This is a genomic window from Limisphaerales bacterium (assembly GCA_014382585.1).
Lineage (GTDB): Bacteria > Verrucomicrobiota > Verrucomicrobiia > Limisphaerales > UBA1100 > JACNJL01.
On record JACNJL010000026.1, the window covers coordinates 173242 to 192671 of the forward strand.

The following is a 19430-nucleotide window of genomic DNA, read 5'->3' on the forward strand; positions in this document are numbered from 1 at the left end:
CATCAATCGGAAATTTCTTCGGTAAGCGCCGCGCCGCGCCGCGCTTTTTCGCCGGAAGGGTAATTCGAAAGCAACGCGACGCTGGAGGCGATGATAAGCCCGGCGCTGAAAAGGCTGAGGTTGCTGGCGGGCATCAAGCCGATCAGCCAAAAGCCGAGGAAGGGAGAAATGAAATTGCGGATGCCATTGAAAAACAGGTGCACGCTCATATAATCGGCTACGTGTTTCGCGGGCGCAAATTTGGTAACCCAAAGGCTCCAGGCCACTTCGCCGCCCGCGTTGGCTACTCCGAAAAGTCCCGATGCGATGCACAGTCCGGTCATTGAAGTGCTGTGAAAAAAGAGTGCCAGCGATACCGCAAAGAAAAGATTCAGAATCACTCGCAACACAAAAAAATTCATTTTGTCAAAGAGGCCTCCCCAAAGCGGACTGAAGATCAGCTTCACGATGTTGGGGATGAAAACAAGGATCAGCGCAATGCGGGCGGGAGTGGGCTCAAACCCCAGCGTGTAGACGTCCGCGTATTCGCCTGCATTGGCAAGATATTCCACGCGCAACGGGAAAAGCATCAGATTTCCAATCCCAAAGATCATCCAGCAAATGAGGATGTGCCGGAACAATTTGTCCTCTTTTACAAATCGCAGCGAGCGGAAGGGATGTGTGCCTTCCGCGCCCGTGAGTGTCTTGCCGGGGAGACGCGAAAAACAGAAGGCCGCCCACGCGAATGCGAATGCAAATATCAACATCAATCCCCAGGGAAAGTGGGAAAGTTTTTGGCTGTCGTTGCCGTTGGTTAAAATCCAGCCTACTAGCAAGCCAAACGATGCCGCGCTGATGATGCGAATCATGGCTGACCGCGAAAAATATTTTCCGCGCTGTTTAGCTGGATAATTTTCCTGATAAATTTGGGTGACCATCGGGATAGTCGCTGTACCCAAAGTGGTGGCCACAATAATGCCGCAAATGAAAATCCAGCGATCATTCACTGCCGCCAGTAATGCGAAGCACCCCGCCGCGCCCAGCGCCAGACGCGAGGCTGCCTGCGCAGTGGTCCAGCCCAAGTCCGCCACACGCGAAACCACCACCGGCCCCAGCATAAACCCGAGCGCCCCCGCCGCCGCGATCGTCGCTTTCGCCGTTGCCCCGAAGTCAAACCATTGCACTGCGATTAACAACAGGAAAGCCGTGAACGCCGTTTCCAGAATCCCCGAAGCCACCGCCCGAAGGCGTTCGTAGCGGTAAGTGAGGGCTGTCCGGTTCAAGGGCCGGAAAGATTAAGCTGAATTATCAGCTGAAGCGAGTTCCTCTTCGCAGTCGACGATTTGCTGGATTTGGGTGAGGAACCAGCGGTCGATTTTGGAGAGCTCGAAGATTTCGTCGACGGTCAGGCCAGCCCGGAGGGCGTGGCGGAGGTAGAAGACGCGTTCGGCGTTGGGGGTGGTAAGTTTCTGGGTGATGAGATCGCGCGGCAGGATGTCGCGGTCGCCATAGACGGTGTCGCCCACGCGCCAGCCTTTGCCATCGCCACCGAGGCCGGCCCGGCCGATCTCCATGGAGCGCAGGCATTTTTGCAGGCTCTCCTTAAACGTGCGGCCGATGGCCATGGCTTCGCCGACGCTTTTCATTTGAGTATTGAGCGTGGGATCGGCCTGTTGAAATTTCTCGAAGGCGAATCGCGGGATCTTGGTGACGACGTAGTCGATGGTGGGCTCGAAGCTGGCGGGGGTTTCGCGGGTGATGTCGTTGGGGATCTCGTCGAGGGTGTAGCCGACGGCGAGTTTGGCGGCGATCTTCGCAATCGGAAATCCGGTGGCCTTGGAGGCGAGGGCGGAGCTGCGGCTCACGCGCGGGTTCATTTCGATGACGATCATCCGGCCGTTGTCCGGGTTGACGGAGAACTGGATGTTCGAGCCGCCGGTTTCCACGCCCACAGCGCGGATGATAGCGAAACTCGCGTCGCGCATGATTTGGAATTCCTTATCCGTGAGCGTCTGGATGGGGGCGACGGTGATGCTGTCGCCGGTGTGCACGCCCATTGGATCAAAGTTTTCGATGGAGCAAATGATCACGCAGTTGTCGGCCTTGTCGCGCATGACTTCCATCTCGTATTCCTTCCAGCCGATGAGTGATTCCTCGATGAGGATTTCATTCACGGGCGAAAGGTCGATGCCTTTCTTGGTCAGTTCCTCGTATTCATCGCGGTTATAGGCGATGCCGCCGCCGGTGCCGCCGAGCGTGTAGGCGGGCCGGATGATGAGGGGAAATTTTCCAATGCGGTCGGCAATGGCCCAAGCATCTTCCATGTTGTGGGCGATGCCGCTCACGGGCACGTCCAAGCCGATCTCGAGCATCAATTCCTTGAAACGCTCGCGGTCCTCGCCACGCTCGATGGCGTCGGCCTTGGCGCCGATCATTTCCACACCGTGCTTTTCCAAAACGCCGGTTCGGAAAAGCTCCATCGCAGTGTTGAGGCCGGTCTGCCCGCCGAGCGTGGGGAGCAAAGCAAGCTGACCTTCGGCCCCGAGCGACTTCATCTCGGCCAATTCGCGCCCGATAATTTTCTCAACCGCTTCGGGCGTGACCGGCTCGATGTAGGTGCGGTCGGCAAATTCCGGGTCGGTCATAATCGTGGCCGGATTGGAATTCACCAGCACCACACGATAGCCCTCCTCCTTGAGCGCCTTACAGGCCTGCGTTCCCGAATAATCAAACTCACACGCCTGCCCAATAATAATCGGGCCAGCGCCGATAATCAGAACCGAATGAATGTCGTCTCGTCGTGGCATAAACCGCCGGAGGGATACCGGAAAACGGCGCGCGTGGACAGAGATTTTTGGGGGAACCGGATTTTACCACAGAGGCACAGATGAACGCAGATTCAAAATCTGAGACTAAAGGCTCAACCTATTTCCTTGCGCAGCCAGTCTGCCGGAATGAACTTCACGGGCAATCCACTTGGTTTTCGCGAGTAGGGCGTGACCACTTGTGGGCTGACAACGAAATTCCGCCCTTTCGGATAATTCGCCCGAAAAGCCTTCAGTCCGCGCGTCTCAAAATTATCCGTGGACCATTTGCACTCAATGGCATCGACCGTGCCGCGTCCGCGCGGGATAACAAAATCAACCTCGCGTTGCTGCTTGTCGCGCCAATAGTGAATCTTGGTAACTGGAATGGAAAGCAGCGTATCGAGCACCAAGTGCTCCCAAAGCAATCCGCAATCTTCCGGTCGCAGTTCGCCCCAGCCCCGGGCATAGCAGACGAAGCCGGTGTCAAAAGCATACACCTTTGGTTGCCCCACCAATTCACGCCGGCCCCCTGCGGAATAGGGCCTCAACAAACGCGCAGCGTGGGTGATTTGAAAAACATCCAGCCAGTTCATCACCGTGGGTCGCGTGGCGCCGCAGTGTTTGGCCAGCGACGTCACCTCAACCTGCCCGCCGCTCTGTCGCAAAACCAACTCCAGCAGTTTCAAGAAACTGGCGCGCTTGCCAATGCCAAATAATTCCTGCACGTCGCGCGCGAAGTACGAGTCAAACCACTCCCCATAAAATTCAGGCTCCCAGTTTTCCGCGAGCAGAGCGGGGGGCAATCCGCCGCGCAACAGCCGTTCGCGCAAATCCACGACGCCAAATGCCGGCAACTCCTCCACCAACACCGGCGTCAACACCACGTCCCGTTTGCGGCCCGTGAGGCTGTCGCGGAATTTTTTCGTGGCCTGCAGCGTTGATGAACCCGTTGCCAGCACCTTCAATTTCGGGAACGCATCGGCAGCAATTTTCAGCAGCCGGCTTGGGTCAGGCAGTTGATGCACCTCGTCGAACACCACCACCTTCTTTTTCACCGACCGGAAAAACCCCTCCGCGTCCCGCAGCCGCTCCGCCGTGCTCGGCAGGTCGCAGTTCAAAAACTCAACCTCGCCCAACGACTGCGCCAACACCGTCTTGCCCACGCGCCGCACGCCCGTCAGCCAGGCAATTGGCACCTTCCGCCAAGCCCGCTGCAATCGGGACTGCCATGGAGTCCGTTCAATCATGAAAGTAAACTTTACATATAGACGTCCATATGTAAAGTAGGGTTTCAGAGATTTTTCATAACCCGCTGATTTAGAGCAATTTAAAGCAAACTCTGCTGCTTTCCGCCGTCGGGGTTCAGGCCCAGTCGTTGATGGCCCAGTTCGGTGGCGGTGCGGCCTTGGGGGGTGCGTTGGAGATAGCCTTCCATGATCAGAAAGGGCTCGTAGACTTCCTCCAGCGTATCGGCCTCCTCGCCGACGGCGGCGGCGATGGAGTTCACGCCCACGGGGCCGCCGTTGAATTTCACGATGATGGTCTCGAGGATACGCTTGTCCATCTCGTCGAGGCCGTGGCCATCAATCTCCAGCATGGCGAGCGCAGCGTCGGCAATGGCGTTGGTGATGGTGCCGTCGGCCTTCACTTGAGCATAATCGCGGACGCGCCGGAGGAGGTTGTTGGCAATGCGCGGGGTGCCGCGGCTGCGGCGTGCGATTTCGGTTGCGCCTTGTTCGTCGATGTCGACCTCCAACAAACCCGCCGAGCGTGTGACGATGCGGGTCATGTGGTCGGCGGCGTAATAGTTGAGGCGTTCGCGAATGGGAAAGCGCGTGAGGAGTGGCGCGGTGAGCAGTCCGCTGCGGGTGGTGGCGCCAATCAAAGTAAATCGCGGGAGGTTGAGCCGTACGCTGCGGGCGTTCGGGCCTTGGTCGATGATGATGTCCAGTTGGTAATCTTCCATCGCGGGGTAGAGATATTCCTCCACAGTTTTTTGCATGCGATGAATTTCATCGATGAAGAGCACATCGCCTTCCTCGAGGTTGGTGAGCAAGCCCGCGAGGTCGGCGGCTTTTTCAATAGTCGGCCCGCTGGTGGCGCGCAGGTTGCCGCCCATCGCTTTGGCAATGATGTTGGCCAGCGTGGTCTTGCCCAGTCCGGGCGGGCCGGAAAGCAGGAGATGATCGATCGGCTCCTTGCGCTGTTGGGCGGCGGTGACCGCAATCTCCAGCCGCTCGCGCACTTTGTCTTGTCCGCCAAACTCCGCAAAAGCCACCGGCCGCAGCGACGATTCAAACGCCGCATCCGCTTCCCCCAATTCATCAGTCACCCGCGTGGCCATTGGGTTGAGAGTGGGGGAGAGGGCGAGGGCGGGACAAGGCGATTCGATTCACAGGGGGGGATGGGAATGCCCAAAGGCGAAATCCCAAGTCCCAAGGAATGATCAACCCACAATACCCAATTTGGAGTTTGGGTGTGTGGATTTCCTTGGTCATTTGGCATTCTCTCGATACTCTTGCGGCGATGGCGGAGCGCGATGAAAATGAGCCTTTTGAGGAATCCGATGAATCGTCGGAGGCAGAGTTTTGGCCGAATTATATTCCGGTGCCGCCGCAGTTTCATTCATTTATGGAGGAAGGGCCATTTGCCAAATGCACTTTGTGCGATGAGGCGTTGTTGCAGGATGGCACGTCGTATTTGATTCACAAGGCGTTTCATCGCGAGGAAGTCATTTTTGAATACGCGATGTGCCTGCCGTGCCGCGCGAAAATGCAGGAGGAACTTTCGGTGGAATCCATTGAGGCGATCAACCAATATATGGAGCAGTATGAAATTGAGGATCGCACGGGGCCGATGATGGAGGCGCACGGCACGGATGTTTCGCGCTGGCTCTCGCATTGTCTCGTCACCGGCGCGCCCATTGCCGAGGCGGAGGAGTATCATTACTACGCCTTTTGCGACGGGCCGGATTTGGTGTTCAACGGCTTGCCGATTGCGCTCGCGGGCAACGTGGATGAAGAACTCAACGAGCTGCTTTCCCAAAAAACCCGCGACCGGCTGGATGGCTTTGTGGATGAACAATTTGGTTTGCCACCGGAATTGCGAAATCCAATTAAAGGAAGTCCGGTTTTTATTTAGCTGTTTTATACCACAGAGGTTGCCCTTGTGGTGATTCTTTCCTTGAACAAATCCCCCCTCCGCGGCAGTCTAAATCTCATTGATGCTGGATTTCATCGGCAATAAGGTAACGCACTGTGATGGTGTTACTCGGCGCAGCTTTCTGCGTGCTGGCGCGTTGGGCGTGGGCGGGTTGACGCTGACGGATGTGCTGCGCGCAGAGGCCACGAGCGGCAAATCACACAAAGCCGTCATCAACATTCATCTCGATGGTGGGCCGCCGCAGATGGATATGATCGATCCCAAGCCAGAAGCCCCCGCGGAATTACGCGGCGAGTTCTCGTCCCTCAAAACTAAAATTCCCGGCGTGCATCTCACCGAGTTGATGCCCCAAGTGGCGGCTGCGGCGGATAAATTTGTGTTCCTGCGTTCGCTGGTGGGCAGTGCCGGTCGGCATGATGGGTTTCAGTGCCAAAGCGGGTATCACATCAAAGACCTCGCCAACATCGGCGGGCGTCCTGCGATGGGATGTGTGGTGGATAAATTGCTCGGCGCCCACGGCAATGGGCCGGCGTTTGTGGATCTTATGCAGGGTCGGCCATTGGCGCGTAATAGCGCGCGCGCAGGTTTTCTCGGGCCGGCGTTCAAACCATTTCGTCCGGATATTTCGCACCTATTCCGGCGCGAACTGGAGCAAGGGATGAAGGGCGAGCTGGCGCGGCTCGGCAAGGATCATCAAGTCAACCTCAAACTCATCGCGGGTCTCAACGCTAAACGCCTCGATGATCGCGTCGGTTTGCTGCGCCAATTCGATGGCGTCCGCCACGCTATCGATCAAAGCGCCACGGTGGCTGCGATGGATCGATTCAATCAACAAGCCGTTGGCATTCTTACTTCAGGCAAGTTTGCCGACGCGATGGATTTGGAAAAGGAAGATCCAACAATGCTTGCGCGCTACACGCCGCGTCACAAAGAAGAAGGTGTGCGCGGCACGACCGCCGATGGTTACAACGCCTCGCGCAAACTACTGCTCGCCCGTCGCCTCATCGAAGCCGGCGTACGCGTCGTCAGTGTTTCCTTCAGCGATTTCGATACGCACTCCAGCAACTTCAACCGAATGCGCCATCTCGTGCCCGTGGTGGATCACGCCCTCGCCGCGCTCGTTGCCGATCTTGGTGAACGCGGAATGCTCGATGATGTGCTGATCGTTGCGTGGGGCGAATTCGGGCGCACGCCCAAGGTCAACGCCAAGGGCGGGCGCGATCATTGGCCGCGCGTCTCGCCGGGGTTGATGGCCGGCGGCGGCATCCGCACCGGCCAAGTCATCGGCACCACCGACAAAATTGCCGCCGAACCCATAGAACGCCCCGTGCATTATCAGGACGTGATGGCCACGATGTACCAACACCTCGGCTTGGATCCGAACGCCACCACCGTGAACGACACCACCGGCCGCCCGCAATACCTCTGCGACACCGGCCGGCCGATTCGGGAGTTAGTGTAGTCTAGCCCACCGGCTCGGGCTACGATCACATTCGAAAATCTTCGGCCTTCTTCTTCTCCTGTTTGTTCAGCACGCGCATATCGAGGCCGTCGTAGATGACGAGTGATTTGGGGGCGACGCTGTCCATAATGAACACGTTGCCGCCGATGGTGCTGTGGGCGCCGATAACGGTGCTGCCGCCGAGGATGGTGGCGCCGGGATAAATGGTGACGTGATCTTCAATGGTGGGATGGCGTTTTTTGCCGCGCAGCCCTTGGCCGGCGGAAGTGGAGCGCGCGCCGAGCGTGACGCCGTGATACATCTTCACGTGATCGCCAATGATCGTCGTTTCGCCCACCACGCAGCCGGTGCCGTGATCGATGAAAAAGTGATGGCCGATGGTCGCGCCGGGGTGGAGATCCATCCCGGTGCGTGCGTGCGCCCATTCGGTCATAATGCGTGGGAGGAGTGCGACGTCTTTTTCGTAAAGCACGTGGGCCAACCGCTGCACGGCGATGGCTTCGATGAAGGGATAGCTCACGATAATTTCCTCGTGGCTCTTGGCGGCGGGATCGCCATTGAACGCAGCCTCCACATCGGTGCTGAGAACTTTCCGCACGGCCGGAAGACTGCCCAGTAAATGCATTGTCAACTCGCGAGCAGCTTCGCGGGGGTTTCTCGTAGAGGCTTCGGTGGGGGGAGAATGTGCAATGCTCTTGAGGAGTTCATCCTCCAGCCGACCGGCTACGGCATCCATCAGCAGAGCTGTTTCCGTTTTTAACTCAGAGGAATGGGTGACTTTATTGTCAAAAAAACCCGGAAACAGCAGCGTCAACAAATCCGAGGTGAGATCTACCATGCTGCTCTTGGAAGGTAGATTGGTGCCGTCCAAATGGTTGATGCCCCCCACACTGGCGTAGGAGGCGATCAATCGATCCGTTAGCTCGGTAATTTTCACGCGGCGAGTAAACCTCACACGGCGGAGCGGCGCAAGGATGGAGCTACAACACCCGTGACACCGCAGCGGCGGCTTGGGCGGGGGAGATGTCACGAAGGCAACGCAAATCAATGGGGCATTTTTTTAGAAAACAAGGCGAGCAGGGGGCGGTGGTGCGGAGAAATTGATGTGTATCGCCACCGGGTAAACCGGGCGCGGTGAGTTCAGGGCTGGTGCTTCCGAAGGGGACGATGACCGGCGTGCCGACGGCGGCCGCAACGTGCATCGGGCCGGTGTCGTTGGTGAGTACGGCGTTGCATCCGGCGAGGGTGGTGACCAATTCGCCGAGGGTGGTTTTGTCGGTCAGGTTGGTAGTGTGTTCCGCGGGGAGCGCATGAGCGATTTCAGTGGCGGTTTCCGCATCGCCTTGGCCGCCGAGCAGGAGCAAGTGGGCTTGGTGGGTTTCGATGAGGATTTTGCCGGCTTCGATAAAATGTGCGGTGGGCCAGCGTTTGGCGGGGCCGTATTCGGCTCCGGCGATGAGGCCGATTTTTGGGGTGCCGGTATTTTTTGAAGGCGATGTTTTCAGGTGCAGTATGGGGGCCTTGGGCTTGTCACTGGCGCCGAGTTGTTTGGCAAGGTGCAGGTATTGATGAATGTGATGGGCGTGTTCGGGATATTTTTCGGGCGGAAGATCGTTGGTGATGCGGTATTCGATATCCAGCGGCAGACGTTTGTGCATCGGCACGGCGTGAGGGTGGGGGGCGATGGCGTCGGTGAGAAACCACTTGCGCCAGCGGCTGGCGTAGCCGATGCGGCGGGGGATATTCGCGTGCCAACACTCGAGGGCGCTGCGGGGGGAATTGGGCAGGATGAGGGCGGTGTCGAAACGATGTTCACGCAGTCGTTGGCCGATGGTGAAGGGAGATTCGCCCTTTGCAAAAGTGTGTACTTCGTCAAAGTGGTCGGTGCCGCTCCAAAGACCGGCGAGTTTTTCGTGGGTGAGGAGTGTCAGTCGCGCTTCGGGGTGCGCTTCTCGCAATCGATCAATGGCGGGCAGGGACATAATGGCATCGCCCAGCCAGTTGACGCTGCGGATGAGAATGGATTGCGGCGTGTTCATTTGGATTTGGGGCGGGGTTTCCAGCGGTTGTGCACCCAAAACCAATTCGCGGGGTCGCGGCGGATGTAGTTTTCCTGTGCGGCGATGATGTCGCGAGTGACGGCTTCGGTGGTGCGGCGCTTGCCGTTTTCGCGAAGTGGGATTTCTTCGCCAAGTTCTAGTTTCCACTTTCCAAGAGCGGTGCGGAAACAGGCCGACGGAAAAAGGCGGCAGCCATAACGCTTGGCCATCACGGCGGGCGCGGCACTGACGGAGGCTTCGCGCCCAAATACCGGCAATCGCAGGCCCCCATCGCCGGCATGTTGATCAGCCAAAAGGCCGAGCAATATGGAGGGCTGTTTCATCGTTTCCTTGAGCTGGGGGCCTTCTTCGCGACGCTCGAAGTAGAGGCAGCCGGAGGCTTTGCGGAGAGCGAGCATCAGCTCGGTTAATTTCCGCTGGCGGAGGCCGCGGTAGGTGGTGGCGATTTTGCCGGAGGGCACGGCGAGTTTCATCCACGAAAAGAGTTCAAAATTCCCAAAATGGCCGATGGCAAGCAGGATGCGTGCGTTGGGGTTCGCTTGCAGGATTTTTTCCAGTTGCGAGTACCCTTCGATGTCTAGAATTTTTGAAATCAATTCGGCGTTCATTGCACCGGTCTTGAGGATGCTGAGGTAGGTTTCGCCAAGGCGCCGGAAATTTTCTTTAGCGAGTGCGCGGATTTCGTTGGTGGGTTTTTCCGGAAAACTGGCGGCCAAATTGTTCAGCGCCATTTGGCGGTGGCGTCGATCAAGGTGCCACGCCAACGCGCCGGCGCAGCGGCCGAGGCGGGCGAGGCCTCGAATGGGCAGGTATCGGGCGATGGTAACGGCTGTGCGGGCAAAAATATAAAGCAGAGTTTCCATCACGCCGGTTAACGGAAACGAATTTTGCGGACGCAGTCGTCGAAATCTTTTGCGCCGGTGAGGATTTTGATCTCCACGCGCATATAATAAATGGGGAGATCCACACGGTCGAGTTTAGGGAAGCGCACGGCGTCTTTTTGGGTGGTGATGATAACTTCGGCGCGGCGTTTCTTGGCGCGGTTAATCGTGTTGAGTAATTCCTGTTGAGTGAAGCGGTGATGATCGGCGAAGCGTTTGGTGTACACCAGCTCGGCACCCTGATCGGCGAGACTGTTTTCAAAACTCTCCGGCTGCGCAATTCCGCTCAGCGTGGCCACCTTGCGGCCTTTCAGCCATCCGATTTCTTCGCGTTGATCGGGATTGAACACGTCTTGGAAAAAAAGTGGCCAGTGGACGCATTCGATGATGCCCGCCTGCGGATTATGTTTGCGAATGCGGGCGCGGAGCGAGGCGGTGTCGCCATTGCTTTTGGTGATGAAAATGGTGTCGGCGCGTTTAAGATTTTGGATGGGCTCGCGCAGGGTGCCGCGGGGGAGGAGTTGCTCGTTGCCGAACGGGAGCTGTGCGTCGATGAGCACAATGTCGCGCCGGCGGCCGGCGAGTTTCCAGTATTGGAACCCATCATCGAGCAGCAGCGTGTCGCAGCCGAATTTCTCAATGGCGTAGCGCCCGGATTTCACGCGGTCTTTGTCCACCAGCACAACGACGTCTTTGAGATTGGAGGCAAGCATATACGGCTCGTCGCCGGCGTCCTCAGAATTGAGCAGCAGGTTTTTGGCATCGGAAACCACGCGAGGCGGCGTGGTGTCATCCTGAAACAGAAGTTTGTTACGCAAACGCTGCAAAAAGGGCGGTGGTTTGGAGCGATATCCGCGCGATAAAATGGCGACTTTGCGGCCGTGATCCTGTAGCACGCGGGCAAATTTTTCGACGACTGGCGTTTTGCCTGTGCCGCCGACGGTGAGGTTGCCGACGGTGATGACCTGCACGCCAAGGGGATGATCGCGAATGATGCGGGCCTCGTAAAGCCAACGGCGGCCTTTCACGCCCACGAGGAAAATCTTGGAGAGACAAAAAAGCAGTCCGCGCAAAGCCGTGGCGCGTTTGCCGCGGCGCTCGTTGAAAATCACCTCCAGCGCGAAGGTTTCAAATTGTTCCTGCCAGGCACGGAGCGTTTCGCGCATTGGGGGAAGTGTGCTGGAGATTTAGCCGCAGTTCAAGCTAACGAAAAAGAAGCCAACGAACGTCAGGCGGTAGCGGCCCGATTTGGGGCGGTAGAATTGGGCGGATTGGGTGGCGTGGCCGATGGGCCTCCGGGGTCCGTGTTTGGCTGGGGTGAGCGTGGGCTATTGGTGCGGGGTAAACCGGGGTGGGGACGAAGTGGGCGGCCGCTACCGGGACCACCGGGCCGGCCGGGTTCGGGGTTGATTCGAAAGTGCGGCAGGCGATCAAATGTCCGCGCTTGTTCAGGGGTGAGGAGGGCACGGATTTCTTGTCGAATGCGTTTGTCCTCAACGATAATTTGTTCGCGGAAGGGTTTGCCAAATTCGCGCACGCGGTCGTGGCCCGCCTTACGGATTTTGAGCATCTGTATTTTTTGCTCATCGGTGAGCTTGAGGTGATTATTTAGATATCCGTGCGAGCGAAACATCATCGGGCGCGCGGGTGATTGCGGGAACTCCTTGGGGCCTTTGGAATTAGCCGGTGAAAACTTGCTGTTCGGATTGATCGGATTCGCTGGGGAGGCCGGATTCAGCGTATCAGAGGGATTGCGGCGGTTGAGTAAATGCCCCGTGCCCACACCGCTGCCGAAAATCAGCACGGTGGCCAGAATGACCTTCCATTGATGCATCAGAAATTATTCGCCGTTATTCACCGTTAGAATCCGGATCAATGGCCAGCATCACAATGCTTTCTAAATCCTCTTCACCGGGAGCTTCAAAATTTGCAATTGCCGGAGCGGCGTTGCCTTGCGGTGTGGTGGCACCGGAGCCATCGGTGGGGGCTTTCATCCACACGGCCACCATCACCAAAACGGCGAGGCAGGGCACCACGGCTTTCCAAAGTGACTGCGCCCAAACTGACCACGCATCAGCTAAAGCGACGGGGGCCTCTTTAATGTGCGCCATAATGCGCTTCTCGAAGGCGTACGGCACCCGGTCATTTGCGGGAATCCCCCGTGTTTCCGTGAGCAATCTCTCTAAAATGTCCTCTGTCTTCTTCATCGTTCTATTATGCAGACGGCCTGTTTGCGGACGCGGTTACAGGTACTTTTCCGGGGTCAGCGTGGCGAGGATTTTTTTCATTTTATCCCGTGCGCGATGGGCCCGCACTTTCACGTTTGACTCCGTAAAATCAGTCAATTTCGAGATTTCTTTCACCGTTTTCTGCTCGATATCGAGCATCGTAATAATCATCCGATCATCCGGTTTCAGCCCCTCCAGCAGGCGATCGACCAACGTCTTTGCGGCCGATTGATGGGCCTCTTTTTCGCTGTTATCCTCACCCACATTTTCCAGCCATTCATTTTCTTCAGTGGATAAATCGGTGGCATTCCACTCGCGATTGCGCTGGTGTTTGCGCAAAAAATCATAGCACGTAAACGTCGCCGTCCGCATCAGCCAATGCTCAAAAGGCGCATCGCCCCGGTAACTCGACAGCTTGCTGTACGCCTTCATAAACACCGTTTGCACGATGTCCTCCACCTCATCCTCGCGCCGCGCATAACGGCGCGCAATGGCGAACACGCGCGGCTGATACTTCACCACCAACGGTTCAAAACTATCCGAATTGCCTTCCAGCACCTCCGCGATCAGTTCTTTGTCCGTTGCACTCGTCGCATCCATCGCGCTATTGATAACAGAGCCAGTGATTCAACCCACGAAAAAAGCCACCGAGGTTATCCCCGATGGCCTGTGGAATTGGTTTTAAAACTAACGCCCACGCGGACCACGATCACCACCGCGTTGCGGGCCGTGTCCTTTTGGACCACGATCACCGCCGCGTTGAGGGCCGTGTCCTTGAGGGCCGCGAGCGCCACCACGTTGTGGGCCGTGGCCTTGAGGGCCGCGAATGCCACCGCGTTGTGGGCCGTGGCCTTGAGGGCCAAACTTTGCTTGGGGCGCGGGGCCGCGTTTGCAATGCGGGCACACTCCGGAAGGCTTGCCTTGCTGCGGGCCACGAGGGCCGCGTTGGCTTTGAGCCATCCGTTGGCGCATTTGGATGATGCCGTGTCCCGGGCCTTGTTGGGGAGCGCGACTTTGGCCGAAGCGTTGTGGGCTCATTTGCTGGCGAGCTTGGGCGAATTGCTTGATGCGTTCGCCGATGGCCTTGCGGATGTCATCGCCCGAAGGTCGATGCTGTTGCGAGTTGCGGCCCCAGTTTCCTTGGGCCGATTGGGCGCGCGCTTCCTGATATTTTTTCATGCGCTCGGCCCATGCTTTGCGGGCGTCGTCACCTCGTGAGGAAGGCTTGCGGGTTTGGGGTTTGCGATCGCTATCGCGTCCTTGGGCTGCTTTGGCGCGCGCTTCCTGATATTTTTTCATCCGCTCGGCCCATGCTTTTCGTGCTTCATCACTTCGAGAGGAAGGCTGGAGGGTTTGGGGTTTGCGGTCGCTATCGCGATGATTATTTTGGGCCGCTCGGCTGGTGATTTTGGAATGCAGTGCCATGAACTCTTTTTTGTCGATAAAACCATCGCGGTTCGAATCAATCTTTGTAAAGCCGATCCCTGAGGTCATCCGCTCGGGAGCTTCTTTTACGGAGATTTTTCCGTCTTTGTTTTTGTCGTTTGCCATGAAAATCATCAACGGGTTTGCTCCGGTGGAGGCGCCATCGCGCCGAGGCACATCGGGCCGCGGGGGCCGTGAAGTTGGGGCATCGGATTTTCTGGAACTTTGTGCCCGCGACGCGTTGTGGCGCTCGATGGCTTGGCGCGCCCAATCGGCATCGCGGTTGTTGTTTTGCGCGTTTTTCTGTTGGTTATCTGAGAAAAATGCGCGTCGATAAGCCGCTCGGCCTTGCTCATCGAGGCTGCGGAGGAATGTCATTTTCTCCCGATAATCCAGCGTTCCATCGCCGTTTCGGTCAAATTTTTTGGTGATTTCGCTTTTTGACAGGGTTTTCGGGCCGGATTGATCATCGGCATTGCCTGAAATCACCGCAATTCCAGCGGTTAACAAGGCGAAGGTAAGTTTACAATTTTTCATTTTTTTCGTGTTTTCTTTAGTTTTGAGGGAAAACTGGAGCGATTCCCACCTCGGTTGTTTTGGAAGACGTCATTTGGGGGTAGTCGTTACACAATTTTGAAGGCGGTTGGAATTGACACAATTGCTGTCTTTGCTATTGTCCCCGTCCCCGAGGGCCAAAAACCAGCGGGGCAACCTAACGGTTTGGAGGTGAATTTAGGTTAATGACAGAAATTAAACTGAAAAAAGGCGAACCCGTCGAGCGCGCGCTGCGGCGTATGAAGAAGAAGCTCGATCGTGAGGGCACCATCAAGGACATCCGTAACCGGCGTGCCTTCGAGAAGCCCAGCGCGAAGAAGCGCCGCAAAATGAAAGTGGCGAAGTTCTCCGCGATGCTCGCCGCGCGTTATGCGGAGTATTAGGCCCTGAATTTCACGGACCTTTGAATTGAACAAGTGCGCCTGCGGGCGCATTTTTTTTTGCCACAATGAATTCACGCGAAATCGCCATCCGCATTCTCCGCACGCTGCACACCGCCGGTCACGAAGCGTGGTTGGTGGGCGGCTGCGTGCGCGATGAATTGCGCGGCACCGCGCCCAAGGATTACGACATCGCCACCGACGCGCGGCCCGGACAGGTTGAGGCGCTCTTTCCCAAAACCATCGGCGTGGGCAAAAGCTTTGGCGTGATGCTTGTGCTCGAAGGCGGAGGGCAATTTGAAGTCGCCACCTTCCGCGCCGAGAGTGGTTACACTGATGGACGTCGGCCAGATGACGTTACCTTCGGCGATGCCAAGGCCGATGCGCTCCGGCGCGATTTCACGATCAACGGTCTTTTCCTCAATCCCATCACTAACGAGCTACGCGATTGGGTGGGTGGCGAGGCGGATCTCAAGGCAGGCGTGCTGCGCACCATCGGTGATCCCGCCGAGCGGTTTGGCGAAGATCATTTGCGCCTTCTGCGCGCGGTGCGTTTTGCCGCGCAACTGGAATTCCAAATCGATCCCGCCACCTTCGCCGCCGTACAAACGCACGCGGAGAAAATCACCAAAGTCAGCGCCGAACGCATTCGCGATGAACTACTCAAACTCTTTCGCCCGCCACACGCCGCGCGCGGCTTGGATTTGCTGCGCGACAGCGGTTTGCTCGAGCACGTGTTGCCCGAAATGATGCTCACCATCGGCTGCGAGCAATCGCCCGAATATCATCCCGAAGGCGACGTGTATAAACACATCCGTTTGATGCTCGATTCGATGCCCGCCGAGGCGGTTGCGGAATTGCCGTGGACGATCCTCCTTCACGACATCGCCAAACCCGCCACCGCCACCGTAGGCGAAGATGGTCGCATCCATCATTACGGCCACGACAAACTCGGCGCGGAGATGGCCGAAGTCATTCTCGTGCGCCTGAAATTTCCGCGCAAACAAATCGACGAAATCGTGTTCACCGTGCGCGAGCATATGCACCTCGCCGTCGCCCCCAAAATGCGCAAAGCCAAACTCCGCCGAATACTGCTGCGTCCCACGTTTGAACTCGAACTCGAACAACACCGCATCGATTGCCTCGGCTCGCACGCCAAGCTGGATATTTACGATTTCCTGCGCGCCGAACAAGCCGCCCTCAACGAACAACCCGCGCTCATCGAGCCTTTGGTGAGTGGCCGCGATTTGATGGAAATCGGCATCAAACCCGGCCCGCCTTTGGGAAAACTGCTCAACGAAATCCGCGACCGCCAACTCGCCGAGGAATTTTCCACCCGCGCCGAAGCACTCGCATGGGTGAATGATGCCAAGAAAAAAACTGCCCAATGAAACTGCCCTCCGCTATCCTGCGCGCACATTGATGGATAAATTGCTGCTCATCGACGACGAAGCGGACGTGCGCTATTCTTTTGAGCGCATCTTCGGGCAGGAAGCTGGCCTCGAGCTGCACACCGCCGGCAGTGGCGAGGAAGCGCTCGAGCTGATCCCGCAATTGCGGCCGGACCTCGTCATTATGGACGTCCGAATGGGCGGCCTCACCGGCATCGAAACGCTGCAACGCCTGCGTGAGTTTGATTCTAAAACGCCGGTTATTTTGATGACCGCATTCGGCACCACCCAAACCGCCATCGCCGCGATGAAACACGGCGCGTTCGATTACGTGCTCAAACCCTTCGACGTGCCCAAGCTCAAGGAGCTTGTCGCCAACGCCCTCGCCGCCGCGCGCGCGATGAAGCAGGTCGTGTCGTACGAGCCGCTGCTGGAAAAAGAAGATTACGATCTGGGCATCATCGGCCAAAGCCCCGCGATGCAGGAGGTTTTCAAAACCATCGGCCAACTCGCCGCCAGCGATGCCACCGCGCTGATCACCGGCGAAAGCGGCACCGGCAAAGAACTCGTCGCGCGCGCCATTTACAGCCACAGCCAACGCAGCGACCGCCCCTTTCTCGCCATCAACTGCGCCGCGATTCCGGAGCATTTGCTGGAGAGCGAACTCTTCGGACACGAAAAAGGCGCGTTCACCGGTGCACATACCCAACGGATCGGCAAGTTTGAGCAATGCGATGGCGGTACAATTTTTCTCGATGAAATTGGCGATATGACTGCGCCGACGCAAACGAAAATGCTGCGCGTGCTGCAGAGCGGCGCCTTTGAGCGCGTGGGCGGCAACACGTCCGTGAAAACCGATGTGCGCATCATCGCAGCCACCAATCGACCGCTGGAAAAAGCCGTGGCCGCGCGCGAATTCCGCGAGGATTTATTTTATCGCCTCAACGTCGTTCGCATTCAACTCCCCGCGCTGCGCGATCGTACGGGCGACATTCCGCAACTCGTCGATTATTTCCTCACCAAAAATTCCCCCAACCCGCGGCGCCCCAAAACGCTCCAGCCCGACGCCCTCGCGCAGCTTAAATCTCACGATTGGCCCGGCAACGTTCGTGAACTGGAAAACGCCATCCAACGCGCACTCGTGATGACCAAAGGCGACGCCATTTTGCTCGAAGATTTGCCACCCGAAATTTTTCAAGCCGCCCCCGATGCCACCCCGCAAGCCGGCGACGACAATCTTGCCAGCCTTTCCACCAAACTCTTCCAATGGGCGCGCGCGGATAAAACATTGAAGATCATCCCCGCCGTCGAACGCGAACTCATCATCAACGCCCTCAAAGAAACCAACGGCAACCAAGTCCAAGCCGCCAAACTCCTGGGCATCACCAGAGCGACGCTGCGCAAGCGGATTGAGAAATTTGAGATAAGACGTGAGTTGACGGTGGAGTAGGTTGGTTGATGGATGATGTAGCCCGGGCCGGTGGCCCGGGTGGTAGGGACGCGCTTTGCGCGTCCGTGGACACGCGAAGAACGTCCCAACCATTTCATCGAGGGAAGCGATCCGTCATCAACACTCGCAATCCCCCGCTTTCATCCATCAACACAAATCGCATTCCAAAACGTTCGCCTAATTTCTCTTGGCTCTTTTTTACGCCCATTACGGAGGCGGCGGTGGCGTAGGCGTCGGATTCAAAACAGGTGGGCGCAGTGAGGGTGCAGGCGGCGATGCCTTGGATGGGTTTGCCGGTGCGGGGGTCGAGCAAATGCCCGTAGCGTTTGCCATCGATGATCATAAAGTTTTCGTATTGGCCCGAGGTGCTCATTGCGCCCGAACGTAGTTTTACGGGGGTGCGCTGGCCTTTTTTTTCGGGGTCTTCGAGCCGGATGATCCAGTGTTTTTTGCCGGGTGGGAGTCCGATCACACGGAGGTCGCCGCCGGCTTTGACCTTTGCATTTTGGATGCCATGGCGTTGCAGCGCGGCGATGGCGCGGTCCACGGCGTAGCCTTTGCCGAAGCCGCCGGGGTCGATGGTCATATCGTGCGCGCCTTTGATAAAGTGATTTTCTTTTATTTCTATGTGACGAAAATTCACTTTGGTGAGCACGATGCGTAATTCTCTTTCGGTGGGCATTCGATAGCCTTCTTTTTTGATGAAGCCCCACAGATCGGCGAGCGGGCGGATGGTGGGATCAAATGCGCCGTCGGTTTCTTTGGCGATGTCGAGGGCGCGTTGGATGACGGGGGTGAGTTCGGGGCTTAGATCGCCGCTGTCATTGGCGCGGGCGAGGGCGCTGTCGGGGCGATGGATGCTGAGGAGTTTGTCGGCGCCGCGAAATTCATCGAAAGCAGCGGCGATGGCGGGCTGCGCCTTGGCGGCATCGGCATAAACGGTGATGGAAACAAACGTGCCGAGGTGCGGCTGAACGCGCGTGACCGGGGCAATGGCTTCCGCGTTAGCGGGCGGCCAGCTTTGGCAGCCGCTTAGCAGACACCAGAGCAGGGCGCAGCACCAACTGCCAAGTATGGCACACGCGCCGGACGCCTTCGGTGACGTTGCGGCACGAGATGGTGGCACCGGCGATGTTGGCGATATCGTCATTGAGTTTGAGTTTGGAGCGGTTGTCTTTGGCTTGAAACTGATTGCGCCAACCGGCACGCCGCACTTCATCGCCGATGCTTTCGCGGTATTCAAGAATTTCAATGCAGCGCACTTTGCCCACGGCATCGAGCGCGACCGCGAAGTCGATGGCTTCGTGTTTGCCTTTGACGCGATCGATTATCACCGCGCCGATTACTTGGCCATCTTTCATCGCGATGGCGTACCACGCGCCGGGGAGTTTCAAGGGCACACCGGAAGCCTTTTGGATTTGGGCCGCTTCGGCGGCGGTGAATTTGCGCTGTTGCCATTCAAATTTGTCGGCTTCGGGGAAACACAGTTTTTGCGCCTGCATCGGCGTAAGATAGCGCATCGCCTGCGTGGGCAGGGCGGTTAGCAACAATACCGCCGCGAGGGCGAGCCAAGTGAGCTGTGTTTGCTGTATGTTGCGTTTCATTTTTTGCGGCAAATCGACGCCCGTGAAAACGGGCGTCGATGGTGCA

General features: G+C 57.5%; 18 protein-coding genes. 5 read left to right on the forward strand and 13 right to left on the reverse strand.

Features of this window, described 5'->3' with window-relative positions:
• Nucleotides 1–2 precede the first annotated feature (2 nt).
• From H8E27_04175 to ruvB, 4 genes are all read right to left on the reverse strand, one after another.
• Nucleotides 3–1262: an MFS transporter gene (locus tag H8E27_04175; GenBank protein MBC8324803.1), complete on the reverse strand. Its 1260-nt coding sequence runs from the start codon at nt 1260–1262 to the stop codon at nt 3–5.
• Between the two features lie 12 nt (nt 1263–1274).
• The gene (carB, locus tag H8E27_04180) at nt 1275–2786 is read right to left on the reverse strand and encodes a carbamoyl-phosphate synthase large subunit (GenBank protein ID MBC8324804.1); all 1512 of its coding nucleotides are present in this window, start codon (nt 2784–2786) and stop codon (nt 1275–1277) included.
• Nucleotides 2787–2899: 113 nt separating this feature from the next.
• Nucleotides 2900–4033 carry an ATP-binding protein gene (locus H8E27_04185; GenBank protein MBC8324805.1) on the reverse strand — a complete coding sequence of 378 codons (1134 nt, stop codon included), beginning with the start codon at nt 4031–4033 and terminating at the stop codon, nt 2900–2902.
• A gap of 80 nt (nt 4034–4113) precedes the next feature.
• Nucleotides 4114–5130 (reverse strand): Holliday junction branch migration DNA helicase RuvB, encoded by a 1017-nt coding sequence (ruvB, locus tag H8E27_04190; protein ID MBC8324806.1) that lies wholly within the window; start codon nt 5128–5130, stop codon nt 4114–4116.
• A 182-nt stretch (nt 5131–5312) separates the two neighbouring features.
• Here ruvB and H8E27_04195 point away from each other — a divergent pair, with 182 nt between their 5' ends.
• Both H8E27_04195 and H8E27_04200 read left to right on the forward strand, forming a co-directional pair.
• On the forward strand, nt 5313–5927 hold the full coding sequence (locus H8E27_04195; protein MBC8324807.1) for a hypothetical protein: 615 nt from the start codon (nt 5313–5315) through the stop codon (nt 5925–5927).
• 82 nt (nt 5928–6009) lie between these two features.
• Nucleotides 6010–7410, forward strand: coding sequence for a DUF1501 domain-containing protein (locus tag H8E27_04200; protein ID MBC8324808.1), 1401 nt, complete (start codon nt 6010–6012; stop codon nt 7408–7410).
• 25 nt (nt 7411–7435) lie between these two features.
• Here the strand turns inward: H8E27_04200 and H8E27_04205 are convergent, their stop codons facing one another.
• The 8 genes from H8E27_04205 to H8E27_04240 form a co-directional block, all read right to left on the reverse strand.
• Complete coding sequence (locus H8E27_04205; GenBank protein MBC8324809.1) at nt 7436–8347, reverse strand: serine acetyltransferase; 912 nt, start codon at nt 8345–8347, stop codon at nt 7436–7438.
• A gap of 43 nt (nt 8348–8390) precedes the next feature.
• The gene (gene waaF, locus H8E27_04210) at nt 8391–9449 is read right to left on the reverse strand and encodes a lipopolysaccharide heptosyltransferase II (GenBank protein ID MBC8324810.1); all 1059 of its coding nucleotides are present in this window, start codon (nt 9447–9449) and stop codon (nt 8391–8393) included.
• Nucleotides 9446–10333 carry a hypothetical protein gene (locus H8E27_04215; protein MBC8324811.1) on the reverse strand — a complete coding sequence of 296 codons (888 nt, stop codon included), beginning with the start codon at nt 10331–10333 and terminating at the stop codon, nt 9446–9448. Before H8E27_04215 ends, waaF begins: the two co-directional genes overlap by 4 nt.
• A gap of 8 nt (nt 10334–10341) precedes the next feature.
• The gene (gene lpxK / locus H8E27_04220; protein MBC8324812.1) at nt 10342–11517 is read right to left on the reverse strand and encodes a tetraacyldisaccharide 4'-kinase; all 1176 of its coding nucleotides are present in this window, start codon (nt 11515–11517) and stop codon (nt 10342–10344) included.
• A 62-nt stretch (nt 11518–11579) separates the two neighbouring features.
• On the reverse strand, nt 11580–12185 hold the full coding sequence (locus H8E27_04225) for a hypothetical protein (GenBank protein MBC8324813.1): 606 nt from the start codon (nt 12183–12185) through the stop codon (nt 11580–11582).
• Nucleotides 12186–12201: 16 nt separating this feature from the next.
• The gene (locus tag H8E27_04230) at nt 12202–12558 is read right to left on the reverse strand and encodes a hypothetical protein (GenBank protein ID MBC8324814.1); all 357 of its coding nucleotides are present in this window, start codon (nt 12556–12558) and stop codon (nt 12202–12204) included.
• A 36-nt stretch (nt 12559–12594) separates the two neighbouring features.
• Entirely contained in the window at nt 12595–13179 is a 585-nt protein-coding gene (locus H8E27_04235) for an RNA polymerase sigma factor (GenBank protein MBC8324815.1), read from the reverse strand.
• Between the two features lie 87 nt (nt 13180–13266).
• A complete protein-coding gene (locus tag H8E27_04240; protein MBC8324816.1) occupies nt 13267–14541 on the reverse strand; it encodes a hypothetical protein in 1275 nt (424 codons plus the stop codon).
• A gap of 203 nt (nt 14542–14744) precedes the next feature.
• Between H8E27_04240 and rpsU the strand changes: the two genes are divergently transcribed.
• The 3 genes from rpsU to H8E27_04255 all read left to right on the forward strand — a co-directional run bounded on the left by rpsU (nt 14745) and on the right by H8E27_04255 (nt 17780).
• The gene (gene rpsU, locus H8E27_04245) at nt 14745–14942 is read left to right on the forward strand and encodes a 30S ribosomal protein S21 (GenBank protein MBC8324817.1); all 198 of its coding nucleotides are present in this window, start codon (nt 14745–14747) and stop codon (nt 14940–14942) included.
• Between the two features lie 65 nt (nt 14943–15007).
• On the forward strand, nt 15008–16330 hold the full coding sequence (locus H8E27_04250; protein MBC8324818.1) for a CCA tRNA nucleotidyltransferase: 1323 nt from the start codon (nt 15008–15010) through the stop codon (nt 16328–16330).
• A 31-nt stretch (nt 16331–16361) separates the two neighbouring features.
• Nucleotides 16362–17780 (forward strand): sigma-54-dependent Fis family transcriptional regulator, encoded by a 1419-nt coding sequence (locus H8E27_04255; protein ID MBC8324819.1) that lies wholly within the window; start codon nt 16362–16364, stop codon nt 17778–17780.
• Between the two features lie 1004 nt (nt 17781–18784).
• Here H8E27_04255 and H8E27_04260 read toward each other — a convergent pair.
• Entirely contained in the window at nt 18785–19384 is a 600-nt protein-coding gene (locus tag H8E27_04260) for an FMN-binding protein (protein ID MBC8324820.1), read from the reverse strand.
• Nucleotides 19385–19430: the final 46 nt, after the last annotated feature.